At 61.3% G+C, this 17,191-nt stretch carries 14 protein-coding genes; 7 read left to right on the top strand and 7 right to left on the bottom strand.

The window, feature by feature from the left end; translation table 11 throughout:
• From MDHKLMBL_RS16960 to MDHKLMBL_RS16935, 6 genes are all read right to left on the bottom strand, one after another.
• The gene (locus tag MDHKLMBL_RS16960) at positions 1-1,242 is read right to left on the bottom strand and encodes a heme biosynthesis HemY N-terminal domain-containing protein (RefSeq protein WP_053114155.1); all 1,242 of its coding nucleotides are present in this window, start codon (positions 1,240-1,242) and stop codon (positions 1-3) included.
• Positions 1,239-2,363: a uroporphyrinogen-III C-methyltransferase gene (locus MDHKLMBL_RS16955; RefSeq protein WP_092033532.1), complete on the bottom strand. Its 1,125-nt coding sequence runs from the start codon at positions 2,361-2,363 to the stop codon at positions 1,239-1,241. Before MDHKLMBL_RS16955 ends, MDHKLMBL_RS16960 begins: the two co-directional genes overlap by 4 nt.
• Before the next feature lie 8 nt (positions 2,364-2,371).
• A complete protein-coding gene (locus MDHKLMBL_RS16950) occupies positions 2,372-3,181 on the bottom strand; it encodes a uroporphyrinogen-III synthase (RefSeq protein ID WP_104271546.1) in 810 nt (269 codons plus the stop codon).
• A complete protein-coding gene (gene hemC / locus MDHKLMBL_RS16945) occupies positions 3,162-4,103 on the bottom strand; it encodes a hydroxymethylbilane synthase (protein ID WP_104271589.1) in 942 nt (313 codons plus the stop codon). The genes MDHKLMBL_RS16950 and hemC overlap by 20 nt, the downstream gene beginning before the upstream one ends.
• Positions 4,104-4,196: 93 nt before the next feature.
• On the bottom strand, positions 4,197-4,946 hold the full coding sequence (locus MDHKLMBL_RS16940; protein WP_104271543.1) for a LytR/AlgR family response regulator transcription factor: 750 nt from the start codon (positions 4,944-4,946) through the stop codon (positions 4,197-4,199).
• Between the two features lie 29 nt (positions 4,947-4,975).
• Complete coding sequence (locus MDHKLMBL_RS16935) at positions 4,976-6,016, bottom strand: sensor histidine kinase (protein WP_104271541.1); 1,041 nt, start codon at positions 6,014-6,016, stop codon at positions 4,976-4,978.
• A 119-nt stretch (positions 6,017-6,135) separates the two neighbouring features.
• On the opposite strand from MDHKLMBL_RS16935, the gene argH reads away from it, so the two are divergent.
• Positions 6,136-7,545, top strand: a complete 1,410-nt coding sequence (argH, locus tag MDHKLMBL_RS16930; RefSeq protein WP_092033137.1) for an argininosuccinate lyase — start codon at positions 6,136-6,138, stop codon at positions 7,543-7,545.
• 27 nt (positions 7,546-7,572) lie between these two features.
• On the opposite strand, the gene MDHKLMBL_RS16925 is transcribed toward argH, so the two are convergent.
• Positions 7,573-10,017, bottom strand: coding sequence for an EAL domain-containing protein (locus MDHKLMBL_RS16925; protein WP_092033140.1), 2,445 nt, complete (start codon positions 10,015-10,017; stop codon positions 7,573-7,575).
• Positions 10,018-10,126: 109 nt separating this feature from the next.
• Between MDHKLMBL_RS16925 and MDHKLMBL_RS16920 the strand changes: the two genes are divergently transcribed.
• The 6 genes from MDHKLMBL_RS16920 to xerC all read left to right on the top strand — a co-directional run bounded on the left by MDHKLMBL_RS16920 (position 10,127) and on the right by xerC (position 17,158).
• Positions 10,127-12,985 carry a class I adenylate cyclase gene (locus tag MDHKLMBL_RS16920; RefSeq protein ID WP_104271539.1) on the top strand — a complete coding sequence of 953 codons (2,859 nt, stop codon included), beginning with the start codon at positions 10,127-10,129 and terminating at the stop codon, positions 12,983-12,985.
• Between the two features lie 66 nt (positions 12,986-13,051).
• Entirely contained in the window at positions 13,052-13,213 is a 162-nt protein-coding gene (lptM, locus tag MDHKLMBL_RS16915) for an LPS translocon maturation chaperone LptM (RefSeq protein WP_227497818.1), read from the top strand.
• Positions 13,214-13,254: 41 nt separating this feature from the next.
• Positions 13,255-14,505 carry a diaminopimelate decarboxylase gene (gene lysA, locus MDHKLMBL_RS16910; protein ID WP_104271537.1) on the top strand — a complete coding sequence of 417 codons (1,251 nt, stop codon included), beginning with the start codon at positions 13,255-13,257 and terminating at the stop codon, positions 14,503-14,505.
• A gap of 14 nt (positions 14,506-14,519) precedes the next feature.
• Entirely contained in the window at positions 14,520-15,434 is a 915-nt protein-coding gene (gene dapF, locus MDHKLMBL_RS16905; protein ID WP_008173211.1) for a diaminopimelate epimerase, read from the top strand.
• A 16-nt stretch (positions 15,435-15,450) separates the two neighbouring features.
• A complete protein-coding gene (locus tag MDHKLMBL_RS16900; RefSeq protein ID WP_053114167.1) occupies positions 15,451-16,197 on the top strand; it encodes a DUF484 family protein in 747 nt (248 codons plus the stop codon).
• Between the two features lie 28 nt (positions 16,198-16,225).
• Positions 16,226-17,158 carry a tyrosine recombinase XerC gene (gene xerC, locus MDHKLMBL_RS16895; protein WP_104271587.1) on the top strand — a complete coding sequence of 311 codons (933 nt, stop codon included), beginning with the start codon at positions 16,226-16,228 and terminating at the stop codon, positions 17,156-17,158.
• Positions 17,159-17,191 lie beyond the last annotated feature (33 nt).

Here is a 17,191-nt window from a genome sequence, read left to right as displayed (position 1 = left end):
TCAGGCCCTCGGCATCGGCAGTTCCGGCAGCCCATTATCCTTGGCCAGCCCCTGCATCAGCAATTTGACGCTGGCTTCTTCCTCGCCCATGTGGGCATTCAGGCGGCTTAGCTCTGCCAGTGCCTCCCGGCTCCGCTTCAGCCGCAGGCTGGTCTCGAAATATTCACGGGCCTTGCCCCAGAGTTCGTTGCGAAGGCTCAGCCGGCCCAGGGCCAGCAGAAGCTCGGGGTTGTTGGGCCGGTCTTTCAGCCATTGTTCGGCCAGTAACAACTGTTCATCCGGTTTCTGGCCCTTCACCCGCCCGTACAGATTGATCAGCTCATCGCTCCAGTGGTTGCGCAGCACCTTGCGCAACAGGGTTTCGGTCTGTACCTCGTCGCCAAGGCTGGCAAGCAGGCGGGCGTAGTCCCTTATGGTGTATTCGTCGCGACGCAGGAAGCCCGGCAATTCGTCCCAGAGCCTGGTCAGCGGTTCCAGGGATGCATCGGGATCCTGTTTCTGCTGGCGCCGGCAATCTTCCGCGGCACGCTCCAGCAGGTTATGCCAGACCTGGCGTTCCAGATCATTGAGTTCCGCTTCCGAGAGCACGCTGCGTTTGCGAAGTTCAGGCAATAACCTGGACAGTTCGCGCCAGTCTTCCAGGCGCAGATAGGTGTTTTTGAGCAGTTTCAGCACAAAGGGGTGATGGGGCGACTGTTTGCGAAGGCGAACCAGCGTGGCCAGGGCCTGTTCAAGGCGGTTGCCTGCCAGTTGCAGCTGGGCCTGGGTAATACCGACGGCCATGTCAGAACCGGGGGTGCTGTCGAAGGCCTTGCGCAGCAGATCATCCACGGCCTCGTGATCACCGGTTTCGAACGATGCTTGGGCGGCGGCAAGATAATTGATCAGGGGCGTGTCGGCATGGCTGGCGGAGGATGTCAGCAGTTTGCGGGCCCTGGGCCAGTTGCCTTCGGCCAGCGCCAGCAAACCCTGGGTGGTCCGGCGTCGGGCCCGGCGTTCATTGCCGCGGGCAATCCAGCCCGCCACCAGGCCGGTGCTGGTTCTGAGTCGGCGGATAAGGTTGATGGTCAGGACAGTCAGCACGATCAGGGCCACGATCAGGCCCAGCCCCACCCAGAAGTTGGTTTCGATCAGGTAATGGCCAAGGCTGATCCGGATGTAGCCCAGATCATATTGCAATCCGAGGGAAAGGCCGGTGCCAATCAGCAGCGCCAGCAGAACGATCAGTAACAGGCGAATCATGAATCATCGCCTCCATTACCGCCGTCGGCGTTGTCCTCGCCATTATCATTGTTGGCATTTAGGCGTCCGGCCAGCCGCTCCTTGAGCAGGTCCAGGGACTGACTGATATCCGGCAGCTCCGGGTCCACGTTCTTGCCGGCCAGCTCAGCCAGGGTGTCACTCAGGGCGGTGACCCGGGGATTGCTTGCGTTGTACCAGTCGTCAATGGTGGTTCGGGCCTTGGTAAGGGCGCGCTCATACAGCGGCTGGTTGCCCCGCAATACCGCCATCTCGGCCTCTTCCAGCATCAGCTGTAGGTTTAGTCGGGCATAGGCGCTCTGGTCGGGAGAGAGCAGCGGCTTGACCGGCTCGTCCATGCGGCGCACAACCACCACCTGCATCAGTGTTGCTTTCACCTTGTTCCAGGCCTGTACCACAGCGCCGGGTTCTTCGTCGGTTCCAGCGCTTTCTCCCTGTGCAGCGTTGACCACAAAGCCGGGCGCGTTCTCACTGATCAGGGCCTGGTCGGTAAGCTGGTGAATGCTGTCGATGGCCGCTTCCAGTGTCAGGTAGAGTCCGGTGCGGTCAACGCCGGTCAGGCCCTTGAGTGCGAGGATTTCGCGAGCCAGTTGCTGGCGAACCGGGTAGACACCGATGTCGTCGGATTCATTCAGCACTTCGTCTGCCGCTTCCAGGGCCGACATGGCTCCGCGGATGTCTTTTTCGATCATCAACCGCTGATTGGCAATGCGCAGAAGGTATTCCGCCTCGGCCAGCAGCCAGTCCGTGCGTGTGCGGTTTCCGGCTTCCAGCAGTTCACGGGCATTGTGGTCGATCTGGCGCTGCTGGGTGGCAATCAGTTCTCGCTGGCTCGCCAGTTTCTCTTCGAGGGACTGCAGGCGCTGGCTTTGCTGGCTGCCGCGGTCGCCATAGAGATCTTCAAGCTGGGCGGTGTCCTGCTTCAGGCTCTCGATTGTCTGCATGACAGCCTGGTGGTTGTTCCACTGTTGCCAGCTCCAGAGCGCCAGGGCGATTGCGATGATCAGGGCGAGAATGGCAACCAGCCATACCGGCCAGAGTTTCTGGCGAGCAGGCGGTTCCTTGGAAACGGTTGCGGGCAGTTGATTCGTTGTCTCTGTCACGGGCGTCCTTACTTGGCTTTTCCGGAGCCACCGTCCCGGCCGGCAAGTTGCGCTGCAACCGTGGCCACGATGTCGTTATCGGCAAGGCTTCCTGGTATACACGGATTTAGGAATCCCGCTGCCCGGGCCTGTTCGGCAACCCGATCTGCGGGAACAATCAATAACCTATCGTATAGATTATGGCCGCTATTCGCACATAGTGCGATGAGATTGTTCAAGGTTTCGCCCGACAGGGCGACGATGGCCTCCGGAGCAAAGGTATCGAGGGTGGCCCGGATCCGCTCCGGCGTGTGGTCAGGGCGAAAGCGGCGGTACAGGGGCAGCAGGGTTACGCGGGCGCCCCTGGCTTCAAGGGTTTCGCGGATCAGTTCGCGTCCGGTTTCCCCGCGAGCGAGCAGAACCCGCTCATGCTGGAGGTTTTGCAGTGACGGCAATGCCAGCAGTGCCTCGCTGGTCCAGCCCTCGGGCGGCCGCCGCGGGCTGAGACCGTGTTCCGCAAGCACGGATGCGGTGCCGGCACCAACGCCATACCAGCGGATGCCCATGGGAACCTGGGGCCACCAGGTGTCCACCTCTTCCAGCAGCAGTCGGGCGGCAAACGGGCTGACCGCGATCACATGGGAAAATTCATCCAGGCTCAGAATGAGTGTGCGGCGCTCGGGCGTTTCCGGCAGAGGTTCCCGGTCAATCAGTGGCAGGATATGTACATCGGCACCGGCTGCACGAAACCGGCTGGCCAGGCGCGATGCCTCGGGTTCGGGCCGGCAGATCAGAATCCGCCGGCCGTTCAGGTCGGGCTCAGGTTGGTGTATGGCCATAGATTTCAGCCAGCACCTTGTCGGCTCCGAGAGCCAGCAGATCCTCGGCCAGTTCCCGGCCCAGACGTTCGCCTTCGGCCCGTGGCGCGCGGCCTTCGACGCGGAAAATCTGGGTGCCATCAACAGCGCCCACCAGGCCTCGCAGCCAGATTGTATCGTCGTCTTCAAGAAGCGCGTACGCCGCGATTGGTACCTGACAACCACCCTCCAGCCGACGGTTCAGAGCCCTTTCGGCGGTGACGCGATCCCAGGTGTCTTTGTGCTTCAGGGGTTCAAGCATGGCTAGCAGATCCTGGTCATCGACCCGGCATTCAATGCCCAGGGCGCCCTGGCCGACCGCCGGCAGCGACAACGTGTCGGGCAGGCAGTAGCGGATGCGCTCGTGAAAGCCCAGGCGCTTGAGCCCGGAGCTGGCCAGTACAATCGCTTCGTATTCGCCGGCATCCAGCTTGGCCAGCCGGGTGTTGACGTTGCCCCGCAGCACGCGAATTTCCAGGTCCGGGCGGTAGGCCCGCAGCTGGGCCTCCCGGCGCAGGCTCGCAGTGCCAACCACGGCGCCGTGGGGCAGGGCGTCAACGTTGTCATAGTGGTTGCTTACGAAGGCATCGGTCGGGTCTTCCCGCTCGCAGATCGCCACCAGTCCCAGTCCTTGCGGGAATTCCATGGGCACGTCTTTCATGGAGTGGACGGCCAGGTCTGCGCGGCCGTCCAGCATGGCTTCTTCCAGTTCCTTGACGAACAGGCCCTTGCCGCCGATTTTGGCCAGAGGCACGTCCAGGATCTTGTCGCCCTGGGTCTTTATCTTGACCAGTTCCACGGTGATGTTGTCGTGCAGCCTTTCCAGCTCGGCCTTGATGAATTCCGCCTGCCACAGCGCAAGGGCGCTGCTGCGGGTTGCAATGCGAAGGGTACGTTTGGACATGACACTCACTGTCGGTTCGGAAAAATGTCCGCCAAGGTTACCTTGTGGCGGCAGAAAAGTCCCGTGGCTACCACCTTTTGGGGCCATGTTGATTCAGCCCGGCTGGTGCTCCTGAAGCCACTGGCGAACATTGCTGGCATGGCGGCGACTGACCGGCAGCTCGCCCCGGCCTTCCCTCAGGGCGACCAGGTTGTGGCCATCCGGCGTCCGTCTCAGTGCCTGGATAAAGCGAACCCCCACCAGGGTGTTCCGGTGGATCCTGAGCAGGATGCTCGGGTAGCTGTTTTCCAGTTCCTTCAGCGTGTAGTCACACACGGTTTCGCCCCGGGCGTGATGGATGGTGACGTATTTTTGATCTGCCTCGCAGTAGAGGATTTCCGACAGATCGATCAGCTCGGTGCCGCGGTGAGTGCGCACCGCCAACTGTTCCTGGCTGTGGGCAGCCTGGCCGTTGAGCGCCTGCAACTGTACCCGGTTGACCCTGCCGGCCCGGGCCAAGGCCTCCGCCAGTGCCTCTTTGCGAACCGGTTTGAGCAGGTAGGCGATGGCCTGCACGTCGAAGGCCTGGATAGCGTAGTGGTCGTAGGCCGTGCAGAAGATCAGCGCCGGTGGATTGGCCAGCTGGCTCAGTCTGCTGGCAGCCTCCATGCCGTCCATGCCCGGCATCCGGATATCCAGCAACAGTATGTCGGGCTCCAGTTCGGCCACCTGTTTCAAGCAACTGTCGCCGTCTGCAGCCTCGCCACAGACCCGATACCCCGGAACGGCCTCCACCAACCGGCGGATGCGTTCCCGGGCCAGGGGTTCGTCATCGGCGATCAGGACGCTGCGGGTATCAGTCATGTCTTGTCTCGGTTCCGTTGGTCAGGGGTTTATTGTTTTCGGGCGCTCTGCTCGCCGGCCTTCCGTCGCGGCAGTCGCAGGGTAACCGTGTACACATCGTGCTGGTGGCTGTGTTTGAGCACCGCCGGCTCACCGAAAAGCGCCCGTAGCCGTGACTGAATGTTGGCCAGCGCCATTCGGTTGCCGTCATGTTGCTGGTTATTCTGGTCCGGCTTTGGATTCTGTACCAGCAGGTAGACAAACTCGCCTTTGGCCTGGGCTTCAATCCTGACGGTGCCACCGTCCGGGCGCGGCTGGATGCCATGATAGATGGCGTTTTCCACCAATGGCTGCAGTGTGAGCGGGGGAATGGCCTGTTGCTCAAGGCCCTCTTCAATCTGCCATTCCAGTTTCAGGCGGTCGCCCAGGCGCAGTGCCTCGATGGCCAGGTAACGCTGGCACAACGCCAGTTCCCTCGATAGCGGGATCAGCTGGTCGCCGGTGCGAAGGCTGGCGCGAAACAGTTCCGAAAGATCCAGAACGGCTTCTTCGGCCCGTTCCGGATTGATGGCAATCAGGCTGGCAATGGTGTTCATGCTGTTGAACAGGAAGTGCGGCTGAATGCGGGCCTGCAGTGATGCCAGATGCGCCTGCATTTCCGCTTCCCGCTGCTGTTGCCACTGGTGCTGCAGGTAGAAATAGCGCAGCACCATGAGCACGATCAGCAACGCCAGCAGCATTTTCTTGGCCACGCCCTGCCAGACAGCCACGCCGTCCTGGGGGTGCAGGACGCTGTCTGCAAACAGGCTGAAGGCGAGCACATCCAGCAGCACAATGGCGACGATGGTGGTTGTCGCACCGGAAACGGACATCCGTGCAAGCCGGGTGCGCAAAAGGCAGATCAGCGCGGCACTGGTGAGGGTGGTCCACTGCACGAACAGCGACAGTAGCCCGAAGTAATTCCAGTCGATCCAGCCCCGCTCCGCCTGCACGATGGCAAGCACCAGAACCAGCAGTTCACTGGTGACCAGCAACAGGAACACGGCCCGTACCCGGCACAGGTCCGGAACGAAGAACTCGCTCTCTGTCACACCTTTGTCCCCGTTACGGGGTGTCTCCTTTACCCGGGTCAGAATGGTATACTCCCGCCACGTTCAATGTACCCAGCTCCCGCCAGATGATGCCGGGCTGTCAGCAGGAAAGATAGACCATGACGGATCAGAAAAAGTCTGACCAGACCACAAGCTCTGAAAAACCCTGGGGCGGGCGCTTCAGTGAACCCACCGATGCCTTTGTTGAAAAATTTACTGCATCTGTGGGATTTGACCAGCGCCTGTACCATCACGACATCACCGGTTCCATTGCCCATGCCACCATGCTGGCCGAGGTTGGCGTGCTTACCGCCGACGAGCGGGACCAGATCATTGAGGGCCTGAAAGGCGTCAAGGCAGACATCGAGGCCGGCAACTTCCAGTGGTCGGTCAGCCTTGAAGACGTGCACATGAACATTGAAGCACGCCTCACCGACCGTATCGGTATTACGGGCAAGAAGCTGCACACCGGCCGAAGCCGCAACGATCAGGTAGCCACCGATATCCGTCTGTACCTGCGGGACGAGATCGACGTGATTGCCGAGGAACTGAATCGCCTGAAATCTGGCCTGCTGGATCTCGCCGAGCGCGAGGCGGACACCATCATGCCCGGCTTCACCCATCTGCAGACTGCCCAGCCGGTGACCTTCGGGCACCACTTGCTGGCCTGGTACGAGATGCTGGTTCGGGATGCCGAGCGTCTGCAGGATTGCCGCAAGCGGGTGAACGTAATGCCCCTGGGCGCAGCGGCCCTGGCAGGCACTACCTATCCCATTGATCGGGCAATGACCGCCCGACTGCTGGGCTTCGACCGGCCCACCGAGAACAGCCTGGACTCTGTCAGCGACCGGGATTTTGCCATCGAGTTCTGCAGCTTTGCGGCACTGCTGATGACGCATCTTTCCAGATTCAGCGAGGAGCTTGTGCTATGGACCTCCGCCCAGTTCGACTTCATTGATCTGCCGGACCGGTTCTGCACCGGCTCGTCCATCATGCCCCAGAAAAAGAACCCCGACGTGCCGGAACTGGTCCGGGGCAAGACCGGTCGTGTCAATGGCCACCTGATCAGCCTGCTGACCCTGATGAAAAGCCAGCCGCTGGCCTACAACAAGGACAACCAGGAAGACAAGGAACCACTGTTCGACACGGTCGATACCATCAAGGGCTGCCTGAAAGCCTACGCCGACATGATTCCGGCCATTCGCTCCAAGGCCGATAACATGAGAGTGGCAGCCAAGCGCGGTTTCTCGACCGCTACCGATCTGGCGGATTACCTGGTCAAGAAAGGCGTGCCTTTCCGGGACGCCCACGAGATCGTGGGCAAGTCCGTGGCGTTCGGTGTGGCTGAAGGTCGTGACCTGTCTGATATGACCCTCGAAGAGCTGCAGCAGTTCTCCGATCATATCGGCGCCGATGTTTTCGATGTGCTGACCCTGGAAGGTTCGGTCCAGGCCCGTGATCATCTCGGCGGCACGGCGCCGGATCAGGTGCGTGCGGCGGTCGGTCGGGCCCGCAACCAGCTGGGCTGAGCCGGCGCACTCAGCGGGGCGAAACGGTTAACCGCCGATTCGCCCCGTAGCGAGGTCTACCGCCGCCGGCGTGAGTTCGTCCAGTGGCTCAGGTCGGCATAGCCGGTAGCCCTGTCCGTAGTGAATGCCCAGAGTCCGTACCTTGCGAAGGGCATCGTCGCTTTCGATAAACGTGGCCACCGTCACTTTGCCGGCGGCCTCGGCAATCCGGTGCAGTGCTTCCAGCATCACCTGCTGCACCGGGTCTTCCTCCAGCTGCTGAACCATTCTCCGGTCCAGTTTGATGATATCCACGGGTAATCTCGCCGCCAGGCTGTAGCTTTCCACCGATGCGCCGGCACCGTCCAGGGCGACGCGGAAGCCTGCCCGATGCAGGGCGTCGCAAAGCACGGCCACGTCGTCGGGATACTGGGTGGCGTGGGCCTCACGGATTTCCAGGCAGAAACAGTCCGGGGCAAACGGGGATTGGTTCAGGGCATCGGCCATGAAGTCGGCGAAGGTGTCATCCAACACAGTTGCCAGTGACAGGTTAAATCCACAGTACTTCAATCGGGGTTCCAGCAAGGGCTGGTTACCGAGCCATTCCAGGGTTTGCCGGATCACCTGGCGATCCAGGCGCTTTGCCAGGTCAAACCGTTCCGCAATGGGCAGGAAATCGTCGGGCAGGAGTGTCGTCTCATCATCCGACGTTGTTGGAATCCGACAGAGGATTTCGATGTGATCGCCCCAGGTGGGGCTGGCCACCGGCCTCATGGCCTGGTATTTCAGAATCAGCGACTGTTTGTCCAGCGCGTCGCGGATCTGCTCGACCCGTTTGCTGGCCACTGAATCGTCCGTCTGGTTGGCAATGGCCCTGGCCGCGTGAACCCGGTTGCGTCCGGAGGTTTTGGCGGTGTGGCACAGGTCCGCAGCCTGGCCCAGAAGCTGCTCCGGATCCGCAGGGACGTCGTTGTCCAGAATCAACAGGCCGCCCGATGCGGTGGTCTGGAGGCTGTGACCCTGCCAGTCGAAGACAAAGTCGCCGATCAAATCAAGGGTTTCCTGGGCAATCTTGCGGGCCCGCGCTTCCGGGCAGTTCTCGATCAGAAGGGCGAAGGTGTCGCCAGCGAGGCGGGCGAGGGCGTCACGCTGCCGGACGCGCACGCCGAGGTTGCCGGCCAGCTCCCTGAGGTAGCGGTCACAGGTGCCGCTGCCAGCAAGATCGTTAAAGCGTTCGAATTCATCCAGATCCAGGTAGAGCAGGCTGTCGCAGGATTCCCGATGGGTTTTCTGCTCCAGGGTTCTTAATACCCGAGCGATGAATGCCTTTCTGTTCATCAGGCCGGTAACCGGATCGTGACGTATCCGGTATTCCTCACTGGAGGCGTGATTCAGCCTGGGCTCAATGCGACGGGCCACGTGCACCGCGCCGGTGATTTCGCCCTGGTCGTTGGTCAGGCGCTGGTAATGGAACTCATGCACTGGTAGCTGGCGCGACTGCTGGGCCATGGGCATCTCGACCACGAAGTTGTCACGTTCGAAAGCCCGGTGCCAGAGCCGTTCCATCAGCCTGCGTTCGTTCGGGAACTCCTGAAGCAGGTCGCTCAGGTTGTCGCCTGCCTCCGGGCGCCCGCCAAAGGTTTCAGCAAACTGTCTGGCCCAGGCGTCATTGAAGTGGAGCAGGTTGAACGAGAGATCGACTGCCACAACCAGATCGGAGGTGGCGCTGGTGACCGCTGCGAGCATGGTGTTTGCGTGCTGGCGAGCCCTGTCGAGTTTCATATCGGCGGTCCGGTCTACCAGGGTGCCGCCGAGCCCGGTAATCCGGCCGCCCTGTTTCAGGGCCCGACAACTGAGGGTCACCCGCCGATGGTTCTGTTGCGAGGTAACAATATCGAGATTGAGGGAAAATGCGTCTCCGGTTCGGAGGCAACGGCGGAACATGGCCCGGACCCTGGCCTGGCCGGTCTGGCAGTAGAAAAGCGCCTGTTCGGGCGTGATTTCGGCGCCCGGTCTCAGCTCAAGAAGCTGGAACATTCCCTCGGTCCAGGTCATTTCATTCGTGCGGGTGTCCAGTTCCCAGATCCCGAAACCGGCAATGCTCTCCGCTGCTCGCAACAGGCGGGAATCCCTGCTTGAGCTGTCGCACAGGGCAATCGTGGCACTCGCCGCCTTGTCGGAATCCCGAACGTCGAGTCGCAGGCTCAGGCAGGCGGTGTAGAAGAAACCTTCCTTGTGCCGGAAGGTCACCAGGACGTTCTGGCCACGCTCGATCCGGTGGCGGTTTGCCGGTGCAAAAGGATCATCCTGGCGAGATGCCAGGATCCGGTGCACCGGTTGGCCTTCCAGTTCACTACTCTCATAACCGAGCACTGCCTCGGCCTGGTGGTCAGCGAACAGTACTTTTCCTTCATCGTCGATGCGTAAAACGGTCTGGCGCCCGGAGGTCGCGGACTGGTCCGAACGGTAGCGGCGAATGATGAATTCTTTCACAGCGGGTAAGCCTCGCGTGTCCTGCAGCTTTTATTTTTTTAAAGGTTTTGCCACGATGCCGACATCATACTCATACTGATGCTGAAAAGAACCTCTCTGCGGAGCCGCCTTGACCGCCCACGTTGCCCCGATTTCCCTCGACTTTGAGGAGGGAATAGATCGCAAGACCCTCCGTCGCCTGAGGGACCGGTTTCTGCTGGTCAATCAGCAGCGCTGGGACCGTGCCCATTCTGCGTTGTCCTATCGCCAGCAGATGGTGCTGGAAATTCTGCCGCTGGTGTTTCATCTCAACCATCCGGCCCTGCCCGGTTACCTGGACAGCGATTGCCCCTATGGCCTGAGCAACTATCAGCCGTCACCGGCCACCATCAATGCGGCTCGTCGACTGGCCCGGACTTTTTCGCTGAAGGATGAAGGCAAGCGCAAACCGGATCTGGACGCCATGTTCCTGATGGGCAGCCCGGGAACCCTTGGCCATTCCGTGGCCAGTGACCTCGACGTCTGGCTCTGTCACCGCAGTGACCTGCCCGAGCGGGGCATCCGCTGTCTTGAGCGCAAAGCCGAGAAGCTGGCCCGCTGGGCGGAATCTTTCGGTGTCGAACTGCACGTATTCGTCTTCTGTGCTTCGGATTGGCGTGCCGGTCGGCAACGGGTAGAGGTGACCGGCGAGAACTGTGGCAGCGCCCAGCATTTCCTGCTGCTGGACGAGTTCTATCGGACCAGCATCCATCTGGCCGGTGCCTGGCCCATGTGGTGGCTGATTCCTGCGGAGCGGGAGGAAACCTACGATGACTGCATGCGCAAGCTGGTAGATTACCGGTTTGTGCGCGCCGAGGACTATATCGATTTTGGCCCGGTGCCGGCGATTCCGGAGGAAGAATTTCTTGGTGCGGGCGTCTGGCAGTTGTACAAGGGGATTGATGCGCCCTGGAAGTCGATTCTGAAACTCCTTCTGATCGAATGTTATGCGCGGACCACCGGTGAGGCTCTGTTGTCCAGCCAGTTCAAGCGGGCCGTTTTCCGCGGCGAAACCGATGCCGACCGTCTGGACCCTTACGTCATGCTCTACAATCGGCTGGAGGGCTGGCTGACCGGGCCGGAAGTGGCGTCGAGGCTGGACCTGATTCGCCGGAGCCTGTATCTGAAAGCCGGTTTGCCACTGACACGGTCCGAGGTCTCCGGTGAGCAGTGGCGTGCCCGCCTGCTGCGCCAGATGGTGACAGGTTGGGGCTGGAGTGAAAACACGCTGGCGGAGCTGGATGATCGTCAACGCTGGCGGGCAGAGGATGTCACCACCCTGCGTCGCACCATCGTCAACGAATTGACCCACGGTTACCGCCTGCTGTCGAAAATGGCCAGGGAGCATGGCCAACGCGCCGCCATCAGCGCCAACGATATCAATCTCCTCGGCCGCAAGCTTTATGCCGCGTTTCAGCGCAAGGCGGGCAAGATCGAGCAGATCAATCCCGGGCTGGCCCCGTCGCTGGCGGAGGAAAACCTGGCATTTCATCATCAGTCGGAGCAGGGCGGCGACGCCGACGGCTGGCTGCTGTACCGGGACCTCGAAGACCCGGCAGACGCTTTCTGGCAGCCGGTTATCCGTCGCTCTGGAAATCTGGCGGAACTGATGGTCTGGTGCTATTGCAACGGTCTGCTGACCCGCTCGACTCGGCTGAATGTGCGGTCGGGCAACAGTATTGCGTCCGTCAGCGAGTTGCGTGAAATGCTTGATGCCCTGTCTGCGTTCCTGCCATTTCCGATTGCCCCGGCGGAACGGGAAGCGTTGTCCCGGGGCGTCCGGCCATTGAGGAATCTGCTGTTGGTGAACGTCGGCATTGACCCTCAGGCCCACCTCACGGAAAAGGGCCTTCACAAGCTCAGTTCCCGGCACGATTCCCTGGGCTTTAGCGGCGGGCGGGAGAATCTGGTCATCAGCATCGACCAGATTACCTTCAACAGCTGGCATGAAGTCAGTCTCCAGCATTACGCAGCGGGCGATACACTGATCCAGTGCCTGAAGAATGTTCTCGCCTCGGTGGCAGCCAATCCCGACGAATTGCCGGCCGTTCAGGTGCACTGCCACAACCGTGGTCATGGCTCTGCCATTGCCCGCCGGGTTCAGGAGCTGTTTGCCGATGTCCTCCGGCCCTTTTTTGCCGGAGGTACCGGCCCGCATCCGCTGCGCTATGTGATTGAAATGGATCGTCGCTACTTCCTGCTCCAGTTCAACGGCCTGGAACCGGGGTTTGTGGCACTCGACAGCTTTGAGGCGCTGATGGAGCATCTGGCGCTGCCCCAGGAGCGGTACCTGCCGGTGGTGTTCGATCGTTACGCGTTGCAGGACGAGCCGGCCTTGCGGGCGGTTTGCCTGGCCAGCGAACCGGACAACATCCAGGTGTTTTATCGTATTCTCGGCGATCAGGCCCGGCTCTGGGTCGTTGACGAACTGGGTTCTGTGTTCAGCTGGGAACAGGCGGTGACCAGTCGACGGCATTTGCTGGTGCCGGTACTGCGTTTCCTGGATAACCTGATCGAGCGGCGATTGCTGCGCCATACCGATTCCGCCGGCGTTGTGGCCGGCGTCCAGTGCTACGAGATTGTCCGGCGGGACGGGGCCTGGCGGGCCGAGTACCGGCCGGAGTCGGATTCGGGAGTGCCTCTGCCCGGATTTGAGGTGCAGGCCGTGGGCATCCACGAGGGCGACAGTCGCCTGCGCTTTGACATTTTCTGTGGTGACCAGGAATTCAGCGTCCAGGAGTACGGCGACCAGTTGATTCCGGCAGTGGCCCACTACATCCGCTCCCTCCGACATAGCGATGAGGTCTACCCGGTGTACCTGACCGATATCCACCTGCCCCACGACCTCGACCCCCGGGTGTATCAGCAGGATATCCAGACCAGCCAATACCTGTATTACCGGTCTGTGCTGGAAGATTCCCTGAACCGCCACCTCGCGAGGACTCGCTGACCTCGCGGCCCGGGGCGGGTGTCAGGTATACTGCGCCCATAGTGAACTCAGGGGTAGGTAGCCGATATGCGAGCGTGGACTCTGTCGATCATGACGTTGATGCTGGCTCTGGTTGTGAGCGGTTGCGGTCAGAAAGGTCCGTTGTACCGTGACAGTCAGGCCGCTTCGATAACGTCCGGGCCGGATTCGGCCCAGGAGCAGCCCGATCGCGAAGAAACCCGCGACTAGCGCCATGGCCTCCCGGCCCCGTTAAACGAATCAGGAAACTCATGGATCATTTCAACTACCGCGACGGCGAGCTGTACGCCGAGGATATCCCTGTCTCTGCCATTGCCGATCGTTTTGGCACGCCGGCCTATGTCTACTCACGGGCAACACTTGAGCGACATTACCGGGCCTATGATGACGCTCTTCGGGATCACCCGCACCTGGTGTGCTACGCCGTTAAAGCCAATAGCAATCTGGCGGTGCTGAACGTTCTCGCGCGGCTCGGTGCCGGCTTTGATATCGTGTCGGCCGGTGAGCTGGAGCGGGTACTGCGGGCCGGTGGTGATCCGTCGCGGGTGGTCTTCTCCGGCGTTGGCAAGCAGGAATGGGAAATGAAGCGGGCCCTTGAAGTGGGCGTGCGCTGCTTCAACGTCGAATCCGATACCGAACTGGACAGGCTCAATGCGGTGGCGGGAGAACTCGGCGTAAAGGCGCCGATCTCTCTGCGGGTGAACCCGGATGTTGATGCCGGTACCCATCCCTATATTTCCACGGGTCTGAAAGAGAACAAGTTCGGGATTGATATTGCCGAAGCGCAGCAGGTCTATGCCCGTGCGGCAGGTATGCCGAATCTCGACGTGAAGGGTGTGGATTGTCACATCGGCTCACAGCTGACGAGTGTGTCACCGTTCCTCGACGCACTGGACCGGGTGCTGGCCCTGATTGATTCCCTGGCGGACCAGGGCATCCACATTCATCACCTGGATATGGGCGGTGGCCTGGGCGTTACCTACAACCAGGAGCAGCCACCACAGCCGTCGGATTACGTGAAGGCGCTGGCCGAGCGCCTGGGTGACCGCAAACTGGAGCTGATTCTGGAGCCCGGCCGATCCATTGCCGCCAACGCTGGCATCCTGATTACCAGAGTCGAATTCCTGAAGTGCACCGAGCACCGGAACTTTGCCATCATTGATGCCGCCATGAATGATCTGATCCGGCCGGCCCTGTACAGCGCCTGGCAGGCGATTATCCCGGTCAAGCCACATCAGAATGGTGAGGAAAAGGCCTGGGATCTGGTTGGTCCGGTCTGTGAAACCGGCGATTTCCTGGGCAAGGACCGTCACCTGCGCCTGCAGGCCGGGGATCTGCTGGCGGTTCGCTCTGCGGGAGCCTATGGCTTTGTCATGAGCTCAAACTACAACACGCGGAACCGGCCGCCGGAACTCATGGTCGATGGCGACCAGGTGCATGTGGTCCGCCGCCGTGAAACTCTCGAAGACCAGCTCGCACCCGAGAGCTGCCTTCCGGAATGAGCGGGAGCGAGGAGATGACACAGCAACGCCGGACCCAGGGCCCCATGCTTCGATTCACCAAGATGCATGGGCTGGGTAATGATTTTATGGTGGTGGATGCCATCAGCCAGCCTTTTCGTCTGCGCCCCGAGATGATCCGCGAACTGGCCAACAGGAATTTCGGAATTGGCTTCGATCAGTTGCTGGTGGTGGAGCCGCCCGGGCTGCCGGATGTCGATTTCCGCTACCGCATTTTCAATGCGGACGGGTCCGAGGTGGAGCAGTGCGGCAACGGTGCCCGCTGCTTCGCCCGGTTTGTCCGGGACCAGCGACTGACCAACAAAAAGGTCATCCGCGTCCAGACCGCCAAGGGCGTGATCGAGCTCCGTGTCGGCCGGGAAGGCATGGTGATGGTCAATATGGGCGTGCCCGAGTTCAATCCGCCGGCCATTCCGTTCGCCGCCGACCGTCGAAAGGATGTCTACACCGTGGATGTGGACGGCCAGACAGTGGAACTGAGCGCCTTGTCCATGGGTAACCCCCATGGTGTGCTGCTGGTTGAGGATGTAGACCAGGCGCCGGTGGAAACGCTGGGGCCCAAGCTCGAGCGGCATCCCCGCTTCCCGGCACGGGCCAACATCGGGTTTCTCCAGATTCTGGATCGTACCCATGTCCGCCTGCGGGTGTTTGAGCGTGGCTCGGGCGAGACCCTCGCCTGCGGTAGTGGTGCCTGTGCCGCCGTGGTGGCCGGCTGCCTGCGAGGCCTGCTGGATGCCCGCGTGGAAGTGGAATTGCGGGGTGGCCCTCTGGTCATTGAATGGCAGGGTGAAGGGACCCCTGTTATGATGGAAGGGCCTGCAACCAGCGTATTTGAGGGGCAGTTGAGGCTGCCGGGTGATTCTGGTGGTCGTCGACGCAGGAGCGCTCGCCCCCATAAACAACGATCCTGACAGCCAGGAGTACTCCATGACAGAACAAACGGCCCGCCAGAAGGCCGGTGAGCTCACCCGGGAAGAGGTGGCGGATTACCTGCGCGCCAACCCCGATTTCTTCATCGACCAGGACGAGCTGCTGCGCAGCCTGACCCTGCCCCACGACAGTGGCCGGGCCATTTCGCTGGTCGAACGCCAGGTGCATCTGTTCCGGGAGCAGCGGGACACCCTGCGCAGGGAGTTGGTAGAGCTTGTATCCATCGCCCGCCATAACGACCGGTTGTTCGAGAAGAGCAAGCGTTTGCTGATGCAGGTGATTGAAGCGCGGACGCTCAACGATATGGCTGCTGCCATTGATGACAGTATCCGTGGTGATTTCGGTCTCGACGCCGCTTCCGTGTTGTTGTTTACCGATGTTGAGCTGCCTGAGGCCTCTCAAGGCGCCCTGCATGTGGTCAGTCCTTCTGCGGCCCGTGAGCGCCTGGGCAGCCTGCTGGAAGGTGAGCGTGCCGTGTGCGGCCAGTTCCGGGAGAGCGAACGGGAGTTTCTGTTCCCGGACCGTGAAGAACCCATTGCCTCGGTCGCCCTGGTGCCGCTGAGGCATGACGAGCTGGCGGGCGTGTTTGCGGTCGGTAGCTGCCAGCCCGGCTATTTCGACCAGAGCATGGGTTCCCTGTTCCTGAGCTACATCAGCGACACACTCAGCCGCCTGCTGCCGCCCATGGTGCAGCGCCACACAGCGGCTGCTCCGGTCACCGACATGGCGACGGAGTCCCGCTAACGTGTCAGAAGCCCCGGAGAGTCCGGCAGTGCCCAATGAGCTGACCGGGCCGCTGGCGGAATTTATCCGGCACCTGGCTTCTGAGAAACGCCATTCTCCAAGAACCTGCGACAGCTACCAGCGCGACCTGCTGCGTCTGGCGGACTGGCTGGGCCGCACTGGATTCGTTGCCTGGCAACGGGTGACCAACCACGACCTGCGCCGCTACGTCGCGACGCTCAGCCGGGAGGGGTTGTCAGGCCGGAGCATTGCCAGACATCTCTCGGCGACCCGCCGTTTCTACCAGTTCCTGCTCAGGGAGAAGCTGGCATCGGATAATCCGGCGCTGGATATCCGGGCCCCCAAGAGTGGCCGCCGTCTGCCTCGCGTTGCAGATGTGGATCAACTGAATCATCTACTGGACGGACAGCCGGACGATCCCCTGGAAGTGCGGGATCTATGTATGTTCGAGCTGATGTATTCTTCCGGGCTGCGGCTGGCGGAGCTGGCAAGCCTGGATCTGGATACCGTCGATCTGCGCAGTGGTGAGGTTCGCGTGATGGGTAAGGGTGGCAAGGAACGGCTGCTGCCCGTCGGACGAAAAGCCATTGCAGCCATACAGGCCTGGCTACCGTACAGAGCGGCGCTGGCCAATGACGGTGAGGCTGCTCTGTTCGTCAGCCAGCGGGGCGAACGACTCAGCCACCGAAGTATCCAGGCCCGCCTGAGCCGCTGGGGAATCAGCCGCGGTGCCGACCAGAAGCTCCATCCGCACCTGCTGCGACACTCGTTTGCCAGCCACATGCTTGAATCCAGTGGTGACCTTCGTGCCGTACAGGAACTTCTGGGCCATGCCGACATTGCCACGACCCAGGTCTATACTCATCTTGATTTTCAACATTTGGCCCGGGTTTATGACCAGAGTCACCCCAGAGCACGACGCGATCGGTATCATGGTAAAACCAGTGACGAGAGTTCCTGAGACCAGCACGGGTCATCTAGGGGTTTTTCACAC

It is taken from the genome of Marinobacter flavimaris (assembly GCF_002933295.1).
Classification (GTDB): Bacteria; Pseudomonadota; Gammaproteobacteria; order Pseudomonadales; family Oleiphilaceae; genus Marinobacter; species Marinobacter flavimaris.
Note: the sequence above shows the minus strand (reverse complement) of the source record. Positions and strands in the feature narration are given on the sequence as shown.

Coding starts and splice junctions, on each gene's coding strand:
- MDHKLMBL_RS16960 (WP_053114155.1), bottom strand. CDS start 1,242: ATGATTCGCCTGTTACTGATCGTTCTGCTGGCGCTGCTGATTGGCACC.
- MDHKLMBL_RS16950 (WP_104271546.1), bottom strand. CDS start 3,181: ATGGCCATACACCAACCTGAGCCCGACCTGAACGGCCGGCGGATTCTG.
- hemC (WP_104271589.1), bottom strand. CDS start 4,103: ATGTCCAAACGTACCCTTCGCATTGCAACCCGCAGCAGCGCCCTTGCG.
- MDHKLMBL_RS16940 (WP_104271543.1), bottom strand. CDS start 4,946: ATGACTGATACCCGCAGCGTCCTGATCGCCGATGACGAACCCCTGGCC.
- argH (WP_092033137.1), top strand. CDS start 6,136: ATGACGGATCAGAAAAAGTCTGACCAGACCACAAGCTCTGAAAAACCC.
- lptM (WP_227497818.1), top strand. CDS start 13,052: ATGCGAGCGTGGACTCTGTCGATCATGACGTTGATGCTGGCTCTGGTT.
- lysA (WP_104271537.1), top strand. CDS start 13,255: ATGGATCATTTCAACTACCGCGACGGCGAGCTGTACGCCGAGGATATC.
- dapF (WP_008173211.1), top strand. CDS start 14,520: ATGACACAGCAACGCCGGACCCAGGGCCCCATGCTTCGATTCACCAAG.
- MDHKLMBL_RS16900 (WP_053114167.1), top strand. CDS start 15,451: ATGACAGAACAAACGGCCCGCCAGAAGGCCGGTGAGCTCACCCGGGAA.